The organism is Microbacterium sp. zg.B48 (genome assembly GCF_024623505.1).
Taxonomy (GTDB): Bacteria; Actinomycetota; Actinomycetes; order Actinomycetales; family Microbacteriaceae; genus Microbacterium.
In genome coordinates this window covers 45,454-61,905 of record NZ_JANJFE010000018.1, presented here as the reverse complement: position 1 = coordinate 61,905, position 16,452 = coordinate 45,454, and the positions used below count along the sequence as shown (strand labels likewise).

The window sequence follows — 16,452 nt, the reverse complement described above, 5'->3', positions numbered from 1 at the left end:
CGCACGTGGATCGCCCTACTCTGGGGGGATGAGCACCATCGTCCTGAAGCCCGGATCCCCCGCCCCCGATTTCACCCTGCTGAACCAGGATGACCAACGCGTCTCCCTGCACGATCTGCGCGGCCACGGAGTCGTGCTCTTCTTCTACCCCGAGGCCATGACGCCGGGCTGCACGACAGAGGCGTGCGACTTCCGTGACAGCCTCGCGCCGTTGAAGGCCGCGGGCTACACCGTCCTGGGGATCTCGCCCGATCTGCCCGAGAAGCTGCGGCGCTTCCGTGAACGGGACGGCCTGACCTACGACCTGCTGAGCGACCCCGAGCACACCGTTCTGGGCCAGTACGGAGCGTGGGGCGAGAAGAAGAATTACGGCAGGGTCTACCAGGGCGTCATCCGCTCGACGTTCGTGCTGGACCCCGAGGGCGGGATCCAGGAGGCTCTGTACAACGTGAAGGCCACCGGGCACGTCGCGCGCGTGCGCAAGCTCGTCGGACTGGACGGCTGAACGCTCGCTATTCGGGCGCCGCTCCCCCGGCTCGACGGCCGGCTGCGCGGACGGCGAGCACCAGCAGAACGAGCGCGACCAGCCCGGGGACGGCGAGGGCGAGCCCGGTGGCAGCAGACGAGTAGGCGCCGGTCACCGCGCCCAGCGCGACGGCCAGGATGAGCAGCTGCGTGACCACTCCACCGGAGCGGCCCCATGACTGCCCCCGCCAGGTGGCCACCGCGAAAGCCAGCACTGCTGCCGCGCCGACGGCGGTGAGGACCAGCAACGCGATGGCGGTCTCCACCGCGCCGGTGTCACCGGCGGCGAGCGCCCAGATCTGCCAGCCCACCAGCGCTGCCACCGCGAGTCCTTCGAGTCCCAGCACGACCGCCGCGAGCCGGTCCACCGTGTGTGTACGCATTGATCAGAACCCTCTTGTCAGCCGTCACGGCTTTGTCGAAACCCTCTACACCATGCGGCGGATCCTCAGCAAAACGGTACTTAACGTGCCGCTGAACCCTTGATTCGCGCAGACCGCTGTGGGACCATTGTTAGAGCAGTGTGCTCCCACAGCGAGGTGGGGCGAGACATCTCTCGCACATCCCCACAGGGTAGCGGACCCGAATCCGGGCTCTGTAACACCCCATCACCGTCACAAGGAGCATTCCCATGGACTGGCGCGATAAGGCTGCCTGCCTGACCGTCGACCCCGAGCTGTTTTTCCCCGTAGGGAACACCGGCCCTGCTGTCGATCAGATCGAGAAGGCCAAATCCGTCTGCGCACGTTGCACCGTGACGGAGATCTGCCTGCAATACGCCCTGGAATCCGGGCAGGACTCCGGCGTGTGGGGCGGGCTCTCCGAGGATGAGCGCCGTGCCCTCAAGCGCCGCGCCGCTCGCGCTCGTCGCGCCTCCTGACAGCGGTCCCCTCCACACCCCCGCGCTCGCAGCCGCGCAGAAGCGCCTGCGCCGCACAGAAGCGCCCGCTCGCGCCTCCATCGTCCTCGGCGCCTCCCTCGTCGACTCCCCGCCTCCCCTGTCCTTCGACGGCCCGCCTCCCCCCGTCGGTCCGGTGCCCCTCGGTCGTGTCCCACTTCGGCATGCGACACGCCGCACAGAGCATGCACAAGTGGGACGCGAAAGGGCGGATGCGGAGTTCCGGCGACCGGCAGGGCGGGCAAGGGCGCTGCGACGGACGGCAGCCGGCTGCTGATCGGCAGCCGGCTACTGGGCCCTGCAGCCGGGTCCTGAGCTACGAATTGTCGCGCTCGATGTAGCGCATCGGGATGTCGATCGTGACCTCGGTGCCGCTGCCCACAAGCGTGTGCCAGTCGATGGTGCCGCCGAGCTCCCCCTGGATGAGGGTGCGGACGATCTGCGTGCCCAGGCCCTGCCCGACCTGCCCCTCGGGCAGGCCCGACCCGCTGTCGCGCACACGCACCTCGAGGCGCTCCTCGGTGCGTTCGGTGACGATCTCCACATCGCCTTCCTTCCCGGCGAGCCCGTGCTCCACGGCGTTGGTGACCAGTTCGGTCAACGCCAGCGCGAGCGGCGTCGCATACGCACTGGGGAGCGTGCCGAAGCGGCCCGTGGAGTGGGTGCGGGCGCGCGTGTTCGGCGCGGCCGCGACCTCGGCGACGAGCTTGAGGACGCGGGCGAACACCTCGTCGAAATCGACGTTCTGCGCCAGACCCTCCGAGAGTGTGTCGTGAACGACGGCGATCGCCGCCACGCGGCGCATGGCCTGCGTGAGGGCCTCGCGGGCCTCCTCGCTGTGCGAGCGGCGAGCCTGGATCCGCAGCAACGAGGCGACCGTCTGCAGGTTGTTCTTGACCCGGTGGTGGATCTCGCGGATCGTCGCGTCCTTGGTGATCAGCTCCTGCTCCTGGTGGCGGATCTCCGTCACATCACGGCAGAGCATGATCGCTCCGATCCGGGTGCCGCGATCGCGCAGCGGGATCGTGCGGAGCGAGACGGTGACGCCACGCGCTTCGATATCGGTCCGCCACGGTGCGCGGCCGGTCACCACGACCGGCAGCGACTCGTCGAATTCGCGCCGGCCGGGCATGATCCGCGTCACGACTTCGATCAGCGACTCCCCCTCCAGCTCGTCGTCGAAGCCGAGCCGGTTGAACGCCGACAGCGCGTTCGGGCTCGCGAACGTCGTGATGCCGTCCACGTCCAGCCGGATCAGCCCGTCCGATGCCCGAGGCGCGCCGCGGCGCGGCGCGGTGGGCGCCGCCAGGTCGGGGAACTCGCCGGACCCGATCATGCCGAACAGGTCGTCGGCGCAGTCGTTGAAGGTGATCTGCTGCCGCGACGGCGTGCGGGCCTCACCGAGATTGGTGTGCCGGGTCAGGACGCCGATCGTCAGCGCCGGTTCGGTTCCCCGCGAGCGGACGATCGGCACCGCCCGGACACGGGTCGGAGTCTCCTCGAACCAGTCCGGGGATGCCGAATCGACGATCCGGGTGCCCTGGAACGCGTCCCGCACCTGGGTGCGCCACTGCGGTCGCACCCGATCCCCGACGATGTCGCGGTAGAAGAGGGTCGCCGCGCCGCTGGGTCGGGTGTGTGCGACGGCGACGAAGGAGTCGTCCTCAGTGGGCACCCAGAAGACGATGTCCGCGAAGGCCAGGTCGGCCAGCAGCTGCCCGTCCCCGGCGAGGCGGTGGAGCCACTCGACGTCCTCCGCACTCGAACGGCCCTGGGCGTAGACGAGATCGCTGAGCGTCGACATCCTTCAAGCTTAGAGTCGGGCCGCTTCCGGCACCGTCGCGTGCTCACGGCGACGCTGCCGGAAGCCGGCTACGCGGACGCCGCCACCGCGGGAAGGCGGCGGCGCGAGCTGCGCCGGATGCGCCGTTCCGGCGCCGGAACGGGAGCGACACCCTCACCGACGAGCCGTCGCACCGCAAGCGGGATCGGCGAGCGCGGAGCGACCTCGCCGATCGGACGCGCCGCCAGAAGCGCGGCATCGGCGGCGCGGGTATCCGTGGGCACGAACCAGACGTCCGTCACGCCGCCGAAGCGATCCAGGGTGCGGCGCACCTGGCCCCGCGCATCGATGCCGAGTGCGCCGGGCCGCAGGCGGTTCGCCACGACCGCGACCGGTGTCGCCCCGATCGCTGCGCGCAGCTCCGGGTAGGCGCGCAGGAACCGGGAGACACCCAGCGGGTCGGCGGCCGCGACGGCGACCACCAGGTCGGCGCTGCGCAGCGCGGACAGCGTGGCGGCGTTGCGGCGCGGGCCGTCCAGGTCGCTCATGATCTCCTCGTCGCGCTCGAGGGACGCCGCGATGTCGACGACGGTGTGGTCCGCCCATTCGCGGCACGCGCCGAGCGCTGTCGCCACCCGGGACTCACTCAGCTCCGGCCAGCGCGAGGGACGGTTCAGGCCGGTGAGCACATCCACCCCGGTGTGGCCGATGGGTGCGCTGATGCGGGTGAGCTCGCCGCCGTCCAGTCCCCCGAGCTCGGCCTGCCGGCATGCGGCGGCGAACCCGGGCGCCTCGTCGGCCAGCCCGAGCGCGAGCGCGATCGACGGAGCGTGCGAATCGGCATCCACGAGCCCGACGTGCCGACCCCCGCGGGCCAGCTCGACCGAGAGCTCGATGGCAAGCGTCGTTCGTCCGGGCGCGCCGGCGGGTCCCCACACTGCGATGATCCGCGGCGCCTCTGAACTCGCATCGCGATGCCGACTCGGGCGGTGCGTCGTCCCGAGCAGGGGTGAGCCGGCGAGCCGCTCCGCCAGCTGCCACGCCTCCACCCCCAGCGGCAGCGTCTGCTCCAGGCCGAACGCCGCCGCGATCCGGTCATCTGCCGGCCCCTTGCTGAGCGGGGCGATCCGCACGGCGTTGCGATCGCACAGCGCAACGCACGCCGCGGTCAGGGACGCCCGAGACACTTCCAGCACGACGACGTCGGCCTCGGCGAGGGCTCCGGCGACCCGCTCACCTTCGGTCCCGCGAGCGCCGTCCTCCGCTGCCAGGGACAGAGCGGATGCCGCGACCACCGCGACGACCTCGACGCGCTCGTGCTCCAGCCCGTCCGCGAGCGCGCTGCCGTGCGGCTCGTCGACCGCGACGATGACCCTCACGGCGTCGCGCCCGACGTGGGAACGACCGACAGCGCCGACTCGTCCGCCATCGCGGCGAGCGCAGCCGCGACGTCGGCTCGCGGGATGACGACCTCCAGCGCGGCCGAACCGCCACCGATCATCGAGTCATCGCGGGTCACCGAGACGACGGTCGCGTCGGCGACCAGGATGCGCGGCGCGTCGTAGCGTCCGCGCTCGAGCAGCGGCGCAGCCCAGACCTCGACCACCGTTCCGGCGTCGACCGAAGCGGGCACGTCGACGGCGCTGCGCAGGACCAGGCTGGTGGTGCGCAGGCCGTCCGCATCCCCGACCGCGGCGCGCGGAACGAGTTCGCCGGATTCGATGGTGCGGGTGGCGACCATCCCGTCGGCCAGCACGTCCGGGGACAGGTACGCATCGCCGACCTGCCCCAGAGCCACCTCCACCACGCGCACATCGTCGCTGGAGATGGCCTCACCGGGCACGATGGTGCGACTGGCCGCGAACGCCGGTGCGGTCTGCCGGGCAGCGGTCACGACGAACCAGACACCCGCGACCGAGGCGATGACCAGAAGGATGCCGAGGATGAACCTCACGTCCCCCCAGAAGGCACGCGGTCGGGGCCGAGCGGTCTCGAGTGCGGTCATGAGACCATCGTGACGCAGAGCGCCGAATCGCCGCCGCGGTTATCCACAGCGCGCGTGTGCTCCATCGGCACGGATCGGCCCGCCCACATAATGGGGACATGTCCGGGATTCCGACGTCTGACGTGCGCCTGCTGGCTCCGGCACAGGTCGCGGAGGTGCTCGGAGTAACGGTCGATGAGGTCATGGCCCTCGTGGAACAGCGCCGTCTGCGCGGAATGCGGGTGGGCTCCCCGGCGCGCTGGCGGATCGAAGAGGCCAGCGTGGCGGAATACCTCGACGCGCAGACCGAGGAGGCACGGCGCATGGCGCTGTGGCGGCAGTCGAACGAGGCCAGCTTCCCGGAGCTGTGGGGCACCGGGATCGTCGGCACGCCGGACTGAGGGGCGCGGCCACCGGTCGTCGACCGGGTCGCACCGCGCGAGCGCCCGTCGAACGCGCGGCAGTCGGTCAGCTCAGTGCCGCACCCGCGTCCAGGCGGATCCAGGCCAGTGCCGAGAACGGCACGAGGCGGTGCCCGGTGACATCCGTAGCACGCCGCGGCGTTCCCGGCTCGTGCAGGGCGATGTCGAAGTGGTCCGCTCCGGCGCGATCGATCGTTCCGGCGAGCATTCGTCCGTGCACCAGATGCGCCCGGATGCAGACCCGGCGACGCACCAGGTCGCGCAGCACGAAGCCGAGCGTCATCCGCTCCGCCAGGGACACCGGACCGGCTGCCGGCCGCGCGCTGCGCAGCACATCCGCGTGCGGCATCCCGATGGCCGTGATGGCGCCGAACGGTACGATCAGAGCGCCGGAGCGACCGCCTTCCAGCGCCGCCCAGTCCGCGCCGACGCCGGTCACCTCCGCGGCCAGCACGGTGCCGTCGGCGACTTCGAAGGACGGGGCGGGAGTCTCGCGGCTGCGACCGATGAGCGCACTCAGCCGTTCCCGCAGGATGACCCGCGAAAGCCGCAGCCGCTCTGCCTCGGTGTCCAGCGCCGCGCGCTCCGCCTCCCACTCCGAAGCGAGCTGACCTTCGAGGTCGTCGAAGAAGCGATCCCAGCGCACCCAGCGAGAGTAGGGCAATCATCACGACTGGATGAGAAGTTCTCCACAGCTGGATTTCGAGTCTTCTTCCGGGTACTTGCCTCGTGGTCTAATTTCCGCAAGACATCCCCCCGTCGAGATTGGCACTCATGGCAACGACGCCCTCGCGGGCCGCCCGCGCAGATTCCGCGCCGGTCGGTGCGCTCGAGCTCTCGGAGTTCTTCGCCCCGCAGCGCACACCGTCCACGCACCTTCCCGCCCCGGAGCCGTTCCTGCGCAACCTCACGCGCGGGGTGCTCGAAGTCTTCGCAGGGGTGCGCGAGGTCGACCAGCTCGCACGCTGGCTCACCGAGGATGCGTACCGCAAGCTGGTGACCCGCGCCAACCTGGCCGCGCGCGCCCGCAGCGCCCGGGGCGTGCCCGCGAAGCGCCCGGTGCATGCGCTGCTGTCGGTGCATCACTCGTCCCCGGCGGACGGTGTGCTCGAGGCGGTCGTGATCGTGCAGGGTCCCGCGCGTACCCGGGCGGTCGCGCTGCGGCTGGAGGGCATGGACGGACGCTGGCGGGCCACGTCCCTCGCCCTCCTCTGACCGGGCTCCGGGTCTGATCCGGCGTCGCTGCAGCCAGGTTTCCGCACCGTGAGCGGATCACTCCGTGTCGATGAGCTCCAGCAGCTTCTTCAGGGCGTCGCGGATCTCGATGTGATCGAACTGACCGGCGCGGCTCTCGCCGGCGATCACACCGGATCGGTGCACTTTGCGGAAGTCGCCGAAGGGGAACGAGTACGCGCCTTTCGTCTCCGCGTTCTCGCTGTGATCGACGCCGAGGTGCCAGTGCGAATACTCCGTCCATCCCTCCCGCTCGATGAACGCGTTCTCCTCGTCCGCCGTGGGCGCCGCCTCCGACCAGTCGTCGCGCTCGTCACGGACGACCTTTCCGTCGCGGACGAGCGAGCGGGCGTTGCGGAGGGCGGCTTTGTTCAGTTCGATGGACATGTCGTCACGATAGGACCCGTGCGGCGGCCCCGGAAGGGCTTGACGGATGCCGCGGCCGCGCCCCTCGTCACACACAGATCGGCGAGCCGCGCCCGGACGGCCTTCTGTGCGGAGGTCGGCGGCGGAACCCCTACCCCGGACCGGTCACTGCCGGTACGAGGACAGGAAGTTCCCGAGCCGTTCGATGGCTTCGGACAGCACCCTCGCCTCGGGCAGCGTCACGATGCGGACGTGGTCGGGCGTGGGCCAGTTGAATCCGGTCCCCTGGACCAGCAGGACGTGCTCGGCCACGAGGAAGTCGTAGACGAGCTTGGCGTCGTCGCGGATCTCGTACACCTCGGGATCGAAACGGGGGAACGCGTACAACGCGCCCGCCGGTTTGACGCAGCTGACACCCGGAATCGCCTCGAGACCCTGCCACGCGGCATCCCGCTGCTCGTGGAGCCGGCCCGTCGGGGCGATGAGCGAGTCGATCGACTGCACCCCCGACAGTGCCGCCTGGACGGCGTGCTGCGCGGGCACATTCGGGCACAGGCGCGTGGAGGCGAGCAGGTTGATGCCCTCCAGGAAGCCCGCCGCATGATCCTGCGGGCCCGTGATGACCAGCCAGCCCGAGCGGTATCCGGCGACGCGATAGGTCTTGGACAGGCCGTTGAAGGTCAGGCACAGCAGGTCGGGTGCGATGGTGGCCATCGGGATGTGCTCGGCATCGTCGAAGAGGATGCGGTCATAGATCTCGTCGGACAGCAGCAGCAGCGAATGCTCCCGCGCGATGGCGGCGATGCCCTCGAGCACCTCTCGCGTGTAGACGGCGCCGGTGGGGTTGTTCGGATTGATCACCACGATCGCCTTGGTGCGGGGAGTGATCTGCGCGCGGATGTCCTCCAGGTCCGGCTGCCAGCCGTTGAGCTCATCGCAGCGGTAGTGCAGCGGGGTGCCGCCGCCGAGGCTGGTCATCGCCGTCCAGAGCGGGTAGTCCGGCGCCGGGATGAGCACCTCGTCGCCTTCATCCAGCAGCGCCTGCATGGTCATCGTGATCAGCTCGGACACGCCGTTGCCGAGGAACACATCGTCCGGCCCGAAAGCGGGGAAGGTCTCCAGCTGCTCGTAGCGGTACACCACCGCCCGGCGCGCGGAGATGATGCCGCGGCTGTCGCTGTACCCGTGCGCGCGCGGGATGGCCTCGATCATGTCCCGCACGATCTGGAACGGCGCCTCGAACCCGAACCCGGCCGGGTTACCGGTGTTCAGCTTGAGGATGGTGTGCCCGTCGCTCTCGAGGCGATGCGCCTCGACGAGCGCCTGCCCGCGGATCTCGTAGAGAACGTCCTTCAGCTTGCTCGACTGGTCCAGGGGGCGGAGGGGGCTCATCGGTTCAGGATAGTTGCCGCGACGTGGATCGATGCGCGCCGGCGCATCGACAGCGTCACGGCAGCGCCGCTCCGGCCCGAAAAGCGGGCCCACCGCCACGTCCGAGAGGGCCAGCGGGTCAGGATTGGCCCGCGGCCCTCACTTCTTCTTGTCGACCGCGCGGCGCTGCGCCCGGTTCTGCGGCGCGGCCGCCGGTGCGGCATCCGTGCGCTGCCCGAACGCTCCACGCGGAGCTTCCTTCACGGGTGCTGCGGCGGGGGCAGCGGATGCCGCGGCCTGACGAAGACGGTTGGTGGCAGCCTGCTGCACCTGACCGCGGTCGTTGCGGACCTCGACCTCGCCGGCGTCGTTGGCCGCGGAGTACTCCAGGCGCTGGCCTTCGACCGGAACGATCGCGAGCCCCTTGGCCTGCACCTCGGCAGCCTCGCCGTCGCCTTCGGCGGGACGACGCACCTCTACTTCGAGGTTGTAGAGGTACCCGACCGTCTCCTCCTTGATCTGCCCCATCATGGACTGGAACATCTGGTAGCCCTCGCGCTGGTACTCGATCAGCGGGTCGCGCTGCGCCATGGCGCGCAGGCCGATGCCGTCCTTGAGGTAATCCATCTCGTAGAGGTGGTCACGCCAGCGGCGATCCAGCACCTGCAGCACGACGCGTCGCTCCAGCTCGCGGGTTGCGGCCGTGCCGAGGGTCTCCTCGCGCTTGCTGTACGCGATCTTCGCGTCGGAGAGGATCTCGCGTTTGAGCCCTTCGGGTGTGATGCGACCCTTGGTGCCCGCCTCGGAGACGACCTCGTCGATCGTGACACCCACCGGGTAGAGCGTCTTCAGCTCGGTCCAGAGGGCATCGAAGTCCCAGCTCTCGGTGTGTCCACTGGAGGTGTGATCGTCGATCACGGCGTTGATCGCATCCTCGATGAAGTGCTGCACGCGATCGGCGATGTCATCGCCCTCGAGGATGTGCCGGCGGTCGGAGTAGATCGCCTCGCGCTGACGGTTCAGGACGTCGTCGTACTTGAGGACGTTCTTGCGGATCTCGGCGTTGCGCCCTTCGACCTGAGACTGCGCGCTCTTGATGGCGCGCGAGACCATGGTCGATTCGATGGCCACGTCGTCCGGGAAATTCGTGCGCGCGAGGATCGCCTCGGCCGCACCGGACTGGAACAGGCGCATCAGGTCATCCGTCAGCGACAGGTAGAAGCGGCTCTCCCCCGGGTCGCCCTGGCGGCCGGAACGTCCACGCAGCTGGTTGTCGATGCGGCGCGACTCGTGACGCTCGGTGCCCAGCACGTACAGGCCGCCCGCCTCCACCACCTTGGTCGCCTCCTCGGCGACGTGCTCGCGGGTGCCCTCGTACACGGCATCCCACTCCGCCTCGTACTCCTCCGGCGTCTCGACCGGGTCCAGGCCCTTGGCCTTCATCTCCTGGACGGCGAGGAATTCGGCGTTGCCGCCCAGCATGATGTCGGTGCCACGGCCGGCCATGTTGGTCGCGACGGTGACCGCGCCCAGGCGTCCCGCGCGGGCGACGATCTCCGCCTCGCGGGCGTGGTTCTTGGCGTTGAGGACCTCGTGCTTGATGCCCTTCTTCGCCAGCAGCCGGGACAGGTACTCGCTCTTTTCGACACTCACCGTGCCGACCAGGACGGGCTGACCGGTCTCGTGGCGCTTGACGATGTCCTCGACGACCTGATCGAACTTGGCCTGCTCGTTCTTGTACACCAGGTCGGACTGATCCTTGCGGATCATCGGCTTGTTCGTCGGGATGGGGACCACGCCGAGCTGGTAGGTGGACATGAACTCCGCCGCCTCGGTCTCGGCGGTACCGGTCATCCCGGCGAGCTTCTCGTACAGGCGGAAGTAGTTCTGCAGCGTCACGGTCGCCAGAGTCTGGTTCTCGGCCTTGACCGGCACGCCCTCCTTGGCCTCGATGGCCTGGTGGATGCCCTCGTTGTAGCGCCGCCCGACCAGGATGCGGCCGGTGTGCTCGTCGACGATCATCACCTCGTCGTTCATCACGACGTAGTCCGTGTCGCGCTTGAACAGGGCGAGGGCCTTGATCGAGTTGTTCAGGAACGAGATGAGGGGGGTGTTCGCCGACTCGTACAGGTTGTCGATGCCGAGGTAGTCCTCGACCTTCTCGATGCCGGGCTCGAGCACGCCGATGGTGCGCTTCTTCTCATCGACCTCGTAGTCGACGCCCGCCTCGAGGGTCTTGGCGATCTTCGCGAACTCCACGAACCACCGGTTCGCCTCGCCCGAGGACGGCCCCGAGATGATCAGCGGAGTACGGGCCTCGTCGATGAGGATCGAGTCGACCTCGTCGACGATCGCGAAGTAGTGCCCCCGCTGGACCAGGTCTTCTTTGCGCCACGCCATGTTGTCGCGCAGGTAGTCGAACCCGAACTCGTTGTTGGTGCCGTAGGTGATGTCCGCCTCGTACTGCTGACGGCGGATGTCCGGGGTCTGACCGGCGACGATGGTGCCGGTGGTCATCCCGAGCGCCCGGTAGATGCGCCCCATCAGCTCGGACTGGTAGGACGCCAGGTAGTCGTTGACGGTGATCACGTGCACGCCCTTGCCGGCGATCGCGTTCAGATACACCGGGAAGACCGCGGTCAGCGTCTTGCCCTCACCGGTCTTCATCTCGGCGATGTTGCCCAGATGAAGCGCCGCGCCGCCCATGATCTGCACGTCGTACGGCCGCTGGCCCAGGGTGCGCTTGGACGCCTCGCGCACCGCGGCGAAGGCCTCCGGCATCAGCTGGTCCAGGGTGGCACCGGCCTCGAAGCGGGCGCGCAGCTCTGCGGTCTCACCGCGCAGCTCATCGTCGGTCAAGTGCGCGTAGTCCTCTTCGAGGGCGTTGACCGCCTTCACGACCTGCTTGAGGCGCCGGAGGATGCGTCCCTCCCCGGCACGAAGCAGTTTCTCGAGAGCGTTGGCCACGAAGCATCTCCATCTGTCAGGTGCGGCGCGATCCGCGCCTTTGCCGCCCGACGCTGAGCGCACAGGCATACCCAGTCATGTTATCCGCCTGTGACCTTGGAGTGCCCTGTGACTGAGAGCGCATGCGGCGCGCGCGGCGACCGACACGCGGGATCCCGGCATCCCGCGGTGCTTTCCCGGTATGCATATACTCCGTGACTACATACCGGGTATGCATGCAACGGGCGTGCAGACAGAAGCGGGAGTTCCCATGTCGGTGCGGCAGAGCCTGCTGGCCATCCTCGACCAAGGTCCCTGCTACGGGTACCAGCTGCGGGCGGAGTTCGAGCGGCGGACCGGTTCCAGCCGGCCGCTGAATGTCGGGCAGATCTACAACACCCTGGACCGGCTCGAGCGCGACGGGTTCGTCCAGAAGGGGGAGACCGACAGCCACGGGCACGTGTACTACGCCATCACGGATGCCGGCTCCGCCGCGGTGGCGTCATGGCTGGCCGCCCCGGTCGAGCGGAGTCAGGGTGCCCGCGACGAACTGGCGACCAAGCTCGCCGTCGCGACCAGCCTGCCGGGGGTGGACGTCGCGGGCATCATCCGCGCGCAGCAGCGGGCCTCCCGGGCGCAGCTGGACGAGCTGACCCGGGTCGCACGCGCGGCTGCGTCGCTGCCCGGTCCGCAGGAGCTGGGCCGCACGCTGATCGCCGAGGCCGGGATCGCGCACGCCGAAGCAGAGCTGCGGTGGCTGGAGGAGACCCAGCGCCTGCTGTCCCGGCATCCGGAAGCCGCGACGCCGCTCGCACTGGCCAGCGAGCGTCCCAAGCGGGGGCGCCCGGCGCGCGTCGAGACGGTCGCGATCGCCTGAGCCGCATCGCCCCGGTGGTGGGTGCGGTGTGAGCTCTCAGGCGGACGCCTTACCCTTAACTGTGTCAACAGACGATGTCTCCGTCGAGGCCGCGGCTCCTGAGGAGCCCGCCGCGATGACGTTCGCCGACCTCGGATTGGGCGATGCGGTGCTCAAGGCGCTCCGCGACGTCGGGTACGAGACCCCGTCCGCCATCCAGGCTGCGACGATCCCGACGCTGCTGGCCGGACGCGACGTCGTCGGTCTCGCGCAGACCGGAACCGGCAAGACGGCGGCGTTCGCGCTGCCCATCCTGGACCGCCTGGACGTGTCGCAGAAGTCGCCCCAGGCGCTCGTGCTCGCACCCACGCGCGAGCTCGCGCTTCAGGTCTGCGAGGCGTTCGAGAAGTACGCCTCGCACACACGCGGCGTCCGCGTGCTGCCGGTGTACGGCGGTCAGGGCTACGGGGTGCAGCTGTCCGCACTGCGCCGGGGCGTGCACATCATCGTCGGCACGCCCGGGCGCATCATGGATCACCTGGACAAGGGCACGCTGGATCTGTCCGAGCTGAAGTACCTGGTGCTGGACGAGGCCGACGAGATGCTCAAAATGGGCTTCGCCGAGGATGTCGAGACGATCCTCGCCGACACGCCGTCGACCAAGCAGGTCGCTCTGTTCTCCGCGACGATGCCGGCCGCGATCCGCCGCATGTCGAAGCAGTATCTGCACGACCCCGAAGAGATCACCGTCAAGACCAAGACGACCACCTCGGCCTCTACGACGCAGCGGTACCTGATCGTGTCCTTCCAGCAGAAGATCGATGCGCTCACCCGCATCCTGGAGGTGGAGAACTTCGAGGGCATGATCGTGTTCGCCCGCACCAAGTCCGCGACCGAGGAGGTCGCGGAGAAGCTGCGCGCACGCGGCTACAGCGCCGCCGCGATCAACGGCGACATCGCCCAGGTGCAGCGCGAGCGGACCGTGAACCAGCTCAAGTCCGGCAAGCTCGACATCCTGGTGGCGACGGATGTCGCAGCCCGTGGATTGGACGTCGACCGGATCTCGCACGTGATCAACTTCGACATCCCCACCGACCCCGAGTCCTACGTGCACCGCATCGGCCGCACCGGCCGCGCCGGACGCACCGGCGTCGCGATCAGCTTCGTCACCCCGCGCGAGCGCGGCCTCGTTTCGGCGATCGAGCGGGCGACCCGCCAGCCGCTCACCCAGATGCAGCTGCCCACCGCCGAAGACGTCAACGTGACCCGCCTTGCCCGCTTCGACGACCGGATCACCGCGGCGCTGGATCAGACCGATCGGATCGCCGGCTTCCGGGACGTCATCGCCCACTACGTGCGCCACCACGACGTCCCCGAGGTCGATGTCGCCGCGGCGCTGGCCGTCGTCGCCCAGGGCGAATCGCCGCTGCTGCTGGAGCCGGAACCGGCGCGACAGAAATTCGACCGCGACGACCGCAGCGACCGCGGCGAGCGGCCCGGACGATTCGACCGCGACGACCGCGCTGAGCGCCCCGAGCGGCGTCAGCGGACCAGCAACAGCCGGATGGCCACGTATCGCCTGGCTGTCGGCAAACGCCACCGCGTCGAGCCGCGCCAGATCGTCGGCGCGCTGGCCAACGAAGGCGGACTCAGCCGCGGCGATTTCGGTGCGATCCAGATCCGTCCCGACTTCTCGCTCGTCGAGCTGCCGGCCGACCTGTCCGCCGAGACGCTCGCACGACTCGCCGACACGCGCATCTCGGGAAAGCTCATCGAGCTGCGCCCGGACTCCGGCGGACCGCGCCGGCCGGACGCAGACGACCGTCCTGCGCGCAAACCGCGTCATCGGGACTCCGTCGACGACGCGTGACCGCGTCGGCGAACCGCAGACGTGCACCCCGGAAGCGAACCTAGGATCTACTCATGGCTGGATTCTGGGGTAAACGCAAGCGAGAAGAGCAGGAAGCGCTGGAGGCGCAGGACGCCGACCTGGCCCGGCGCGCGGGCAGGGCGCTGGTCGAGGCCGACGAGCGACTCCGCGTCACCACCGACGAGCTCGACTTCGCCGAGGCGGAACTGGGCGTCGGGCCGACCCGCGAGCTGCGCGAGGCTCTCACCTCGGTGCGCCAGCACCTGCAGGAGGCCTTCCACCTCAATCAGCTGAACTTCGACGAGATCCCGGACACCCCCGAGGAGCTGCGCACCCGCAACGCGCGGATCGTGCAGCTCAGTGAGTGGGCTCAGGAGCTGCTCGATGACCGCACGGCGGCGCTCGCCGAGCCGATCGCCAAGGCCCGACGCGCTCCCGAGATCCTCGCCGCACTCGAGGCGGATGCGGAGCGCCAGCGTGCCCGCCTCCCCCACACCCGCGAGACCATCGCCCGCCTGGCGGAGCGCTACTCCGACGATGCCCTGCGGCAGGTCGCCGAGAACGCGGATGAAGCCGAGCAGCTGCTGAAGTTCGCTCAGCACAGCGCGGGTATCGCGTCGCGTCGCCGCGAAGCCGGGCAGCGGGAGCAGGCGAATCTGGCACTGGAGACGGCGATCGAGGCGGGGCGCCGCGCGGTCGCGCTGATCGACGCCGTCGAGACCTTCGAGATCGAGGCGCTCCGAGCCGAATCCACGCTCGCCGCGGTCGTGGAGGACTCGCGCGGTGATCTGGTCGAGGCCCGCAACGCCCCGGCCGTGCCTGGGGTGGCCACCGCCGTGGCCTCGCTCGAGCAGGCGCTCGCCTCGTTGCCGCCGGTCGGCGCGAAGACCAATCCGTTCACGGACCTGACCCGCCTCCGCGCGGCCAACACCGGCCTGGACGCGGCCATCGAGACCGCGCGCGAGCGGGCAGCGCGCCAGATCCCCCCGCTCGAGCAGGTCCGTCACTCCATCGACGACGCGGACCGGCAGCTGGCGGTGGCGCGCGACGTGATCGCCGGGCACCGCGGCTGGATCGGCGCCGACGCCCGCACGCGCGTGGCCGAAGCGGAGCGGATCCGTCTCGACCTCGACCGCTACCTGGGCGCCTCGGCCGCCGCCGCCACCGTCATCGACGAGGATCACCGCGAGCAGGCGCTGGCGATGTCGCGCCGGATCGCGTACCTCGCCAGCGAGGGGCTTCAGCTCGCGCAGCGCGACATCGACCAGTCGCGGCCCCCCGGCGGACCCGGCGGATGGGGCTACGGCGGCGGCGACGACGGCGGCCAGCGTCGCGGGGATCCGATGGGCGGCATCCTCGGCGGCCTGGTCATCGGCAGCCTGCTGGGCGGCATGTTCGACTGACGGAAAACGGGATGCCTCGTGCGAGGCATCCCGTTTTCCGTGCGCTCCACTGAGCGGACCAGAGCTCTCGGTCGCTACGCGACTGCCGCCGGCGCCGTCTGGGTGGTCAGAGAGATCACGCCGTAATCCCAGCCTTTGCGGCGGTACACGACGCTGGGGTGATCGGTGCGCGCGTCGATGAACAGGAAGAAGTCGTGCCCGACCAGTTCCATGCGGTCAACGGCTTCCTCGACAGACATCCACTCCGGGTCGAACTCCTTCGTGCGGATGACCACGGGGGTGTAATCCGCCTCGTCCTGGCCGCCGGCCACCACCGGGATCTCTCCGGTGGCCACGGCCTGGATCACATCCATCGATGCCGGCTGCACGTCGATGCCGGAGAGCTCGCCGCTCTCCTTCTCGAACTTGGCACCGCGCGGGTGGTTGCGGGCATCGACGCGCTTGTCCTTCGCGCGCCGCAGCTGCTCGCACAGCTTGTCCACCGCCATGTCCAGCGCGGCGAACTTGTCGGCGTCTGTTGCCTCGGCCCGAACCAGAGGACCCCGCCCGGTGAGCGTCAGCTCGACCGTTTCGTCCTCCATGCGACCGTTGTGGTACGCCCGGTGGGTCACTTTGACATCCACGCGCTGAGCGCGTGGCGCAAGGGTCTCGATGCGGGCGGTCTTGTCGTCAACAACCGAGCGGAAGCGATCGGTGATGCCCACTCCCACGCCGACAATGCTGGTTTCCATCCTTGACCTCCTTGTTCCGGTCCGCCCGGCCAAGGGCGGACCCTGAGTCGCCTTGTCATCCCCA

The 16,452-nt window shown here is 69.6% G+C and carries 16 protein-coding genes; 7 read left to right on the top strand and 9 right to left on the bottom strand.

The genetic code is table 11. From position 1 onward, the window contains the following. Positions 1-28 precede the first annotated feature (28 nt). Entirely contained in the window at positions 29-505 is a 477-nt protein-coding gene (bcp, locus tag NQ152_RS14220; protein ID WP_257524471.1) for a thioredoxin-dependent thiol peroxidase, read from the top strand. A gap of 7 nt (positions 506-512) precedes the next feature. Here bcp and NQ152_RS14215 read toward each other — a convergent pair whose 3' ends face one another. Then, entirely contained in the window at positions 513-908 is a 396-nt protein-coding gene (locus NQ152_RS14215) for a histidine kinase (RefSeq protein ID WP_257524470.1), read from the bottom strand. 248 nt (positions 909-1,156) lie between these two features. Here NQ152_RS14215 and NQ152_RS14210 point away from each other — a divergent pair, with 248 nt between their 5' ends. After that, positions 1,157-1,405: a WhiB family transcriptional regulator gene (locus NQ152_RS14210; RefSeq protein WP_019182239.1), complete on the top strand. Its 249-nt coding sequence runs from the start codon at positions 1,157-1,159 to the stop codon at positions 1,403-1,405. Positions 1,406-1,739: 334 nt separating this feature from the next. Here NQ152_RS14210 and NQ152_RS14205 read toward each other — a convergent pair whose 3' ends face one another. The 3 genes from NQ152_RS14205 to NQ152_RS14195 form a co-directional block, all read right to left on the bottom strand. Further along, on the bottom strand, positions 1,740-3,227 hold the full coding sequence (locus NQ152_RS14205; RefSeq protein ID WP_257502869.1) for a sensor histidine kinase: 1,488 nt from the start codon (positions 3,225-3,227) through the stop codon (positions 1,740-1,742). Positions 3,228-3,295: 68 nt separating this feature from the next. After that, positions 3,296-4,585 (bottom strand): P-loop NTPase, encoded by a 1,290-nt coding sequence (locus NQ152_RS14200; RefSeq protein WP_257524469.1) that lies wholly within the window; start codon positions 4,583-4,585, stop codon positions 3,296-3,298. Continuing rightward, positions 4,582-5,211: an SAF domain-containing protein gene (locus NQ152_RS14195; RefSeq protein WP_257502871.1), complete on the bottom strand. Its 630-nt coding sequence runs from the start codon at positions 5,209-5,211 to the stop codon at positions 4,582-4,584. Before NQ152_RS14195 ends, NQ152_RS14200 begins: the two co-directional genes overlap by 4 nt. A gap of 98 nt (positions 5,212-5,309) precedes the next feature. Between NQ152_RS14195 and NQ152_RS14190 the strand changes: the two genes are divergently transcribed. Continuing rightward, positions 5,310-5,591: a helix-turn-helix domain-containing protein gene (locus NQ152_RS14190; RefSeq protein WP_257502872.1), complete on the top strand. Its 282-nt coding sequence runs from the start codon at positions 5,310-5,312 to the stop codon at positions 5,589-5,591. Between the two features lie 67 nt (positions 5,592-5,658). Here the strand turns inward: NQ152_RS14190 and NQ152_RS14185 are convergent, their stop codons facing one another. After that, the gene (locus NQ152_RS14185; RefSeq protein ID WP_257502873.1) at positions 5,659-6,258 is read right to left on the bottom strand and encodes a hypothetical protein; all 600 of its coding nucleotides are present in this window, start codon (positions 6,256-6,258) and stop codon (positions 5,659-5,661) included. Positions 6,259-6,386: 128 nt separating this feature from the next. Between NQ152_RS14185 and NQ152_RS14180 the strand changes: the two genes are divergently transcribed. After that, the gene (locus NQ152_RS14180) at positions 6,387-6,827 is read left to right on the top strand and encodes an Rv3235 family protein (RefSeq protein ID WP_257502874.1); all 441 of its coding nucleotides are present in this window, start codon (positions 6,387-6,389) and stop codon (positions 6,825-6,827) included. Positions 6,828-6,884: 57 nt separating this feature from the next. Here the strand turns inward: NQ152_RS14180 and NQ152_RS14175 are convergent, their stop codons facing one another. From NQ152_RS14175 to secA, 3 genes are all read right to left on the bottom strand, one after another. Then, positions 6,885-7,232, bottom strand: a complete 348-nt coding sequence (locus NQ152_RS14175; protein WP_257502875.1) for a hypothetical protein — start codon at positions 7,230-7,232, stop codon at positions 6,885-6,887. 144 nt (positions 7,233-7,376) lie between these two features. Continuing rightward, positions 7,377-8,603: a pyridoxal phosphate-dependent aminotransferase gene (locus NQ152_RS14170; RefSeq protein ID WP_257502876.1), complete on the bottom strand. Its 1,227-nt coding sequence runs from the start codon at positions 8,601-8,603 to the stop codon at positions 7,377-7,379. A gap of 138 nt (positions 8,604-8,741) precedes the next feature. Next, entirely contained in the window at positions 8,742-11,549 is a 2,808-nt protein-coding gene (gene secA / locus NQ152_RS14165; protein ID WP_257502877.1) for a preprotein translocase subunit SecA, read from the bottom strand. 250 nt (positions 11,550-11,799) lie between these two features. On the opposite strand from secA, the gene NQ152_RS14160 reads away from it, so the two are divergent. The 3 genes from NQ152_RS14160 to NQ152_RS14150 all read left to right on the top strand — a co-directional run bounded on the left by NQ152_RS14160 (position 11,800) and on the right by NQ152_RS14150 (position 15,657). Next, positions 11,800-12,405 (top strand): PadR family transcriptional regulator, encoded by a 606-nt coding sequence (locus NQ152_RS14160; protein ID WP_257524602.1) that lies wholly within the window; start codon positions 11,800-11,802, stop codon positions 12,403-12,405. Positions 12,406-12,520: 115 nt separating this feature from the next. After that, a complete protein-coding gene (locus NQ152_RS14155; RefSeq protein ID WP_257524601.1) occupies positions 12,521-14,254 on the top strand; it encodes a DEAD/DEAH box helicase in 1,734 nt (577 codons plus the stop codon). Between the two features lie 53 nt (positions 14,255-14,307). After that, entirely contained in the window at positions 14,308-15,657 is a 1,350-nt protein-coding gene (locus NQ152_RS14150) for a hypothetical protein (RefSeq protein WP_257502879.1), read from the top strand. Between the two features lie 74 nt (positions 15,658-15,731). On the opposite strand, the gene hpf is transcribed toward NQ152_RS14150, so the two are convergent. Next, positions 15,732-16,388, bottom strand: a complete 657-nt coding sequence (gene hpf, locus NQ152_RS14145; protein WP_257502880.1) for a ribosome hibernation-promoting factor, HPF/YfiA family — start codon at positions 16,386-16,388, stop codon at positions 15,732-15,734. Positions 16,389-16,452 lie beyond the last annotated feature (64 nt).

Excerpts from the sequence above, each read along its gene's own strand:
- bcp (WP_257524471.1), top strand. The coding sequence starts at position 29 with ATGAGCACCATCGTCCTGAAGCCCGGATCCCCCGCCCCCGATTTCACC.
- NQ152_RS14215 (WP_257524470.1), bottom strand. The coding sequence starts at position 908 with ATGCGTACACACACGGTGGACCGGCTCGCGGCGGTCGTGCTGGGACTC.
- NQ152_RS14210 (WP_019182239.1), top strand. The coding sequence starts at position 1,157 with ATGGACTGGCGCGATAAGGCTGCCTGCCTGACCGTCGACCCCGAGCTG.
- NQ152_RS14205 (WP_257502869.1), bottom strand. The coding sequence starts at position 3,227 with ATGTCGACGCTCAGCGATCTCGTCTACGCCCAGGGCCGTTCGAGTGCG.
- NQ152_RS14195 (WP_257502871.1), bottom strand. The coding sequence starts at position 5,211 with ATGACCGCACTCGAGACCGCTCGGCCCCGACCGCGTGCCTTCTGGGGG.
- NQ152_RS14190 (WP_257502872.1), top strand. The coding sequence starts at position 5,310 with ATGTCCGGGATTCCGACGTCTGACGTGCGCCTGCTGGCTCCGGCACAG.
- NQ152_RS14180 (WP_257502874.1), top strand. The coding sequence starts at position 6,387 with ATGGCAACGACGCCCTCGCGGGCCGCCCGCGCAGATTCCGCGCCGGTC.
- NQ152_RS14175 (WP_257502875.1), bottom strand. The coding sequence starts at position 7,232 with ATGTCCATCGAACTGAACAAAGCCGCCCTCCGCAACGCCCGCTCGCTC.
- NQ152_RS14170 (WP_257502876.1), bottom strand. The coding sequence starts at position 8,603 with ATGAGCCCCCTCCGCCCCCTGGACCAGTCGAGCAAGCTGAAGGACGTT.
- NQ152_RS14160 (WP_257524602.1), top strand. The coding sequence starts at position 11,800 with ATGTCGGTGCGGCAGAGCCTGCTGGCCATCCTCGACCAAGGTCCCTGC.
- NQ152_RS14155 (WP_257524601.1), top strand. The coding sequence starts at position 12,521 with ATGACGTTCGCCGACCTCGGATTGGGCGATGCGGTGCTCAAGGCGCTC.
- NQ152_RS14150 (WP_257502879.1), top strand. The coding sequence starts at position 14,308 with ATGGCTGGATTCTGGGGTAAACGCAAGCGAGAAGAGCAGGAAGCGCTG.
- hpf (WP_257502880.1), bottom strand. The coding sequence starts at position 16,388 with ATGGAAACCAGCATTGTCGGCGTGGGAGTGGGCATCACCGATCGCTTC.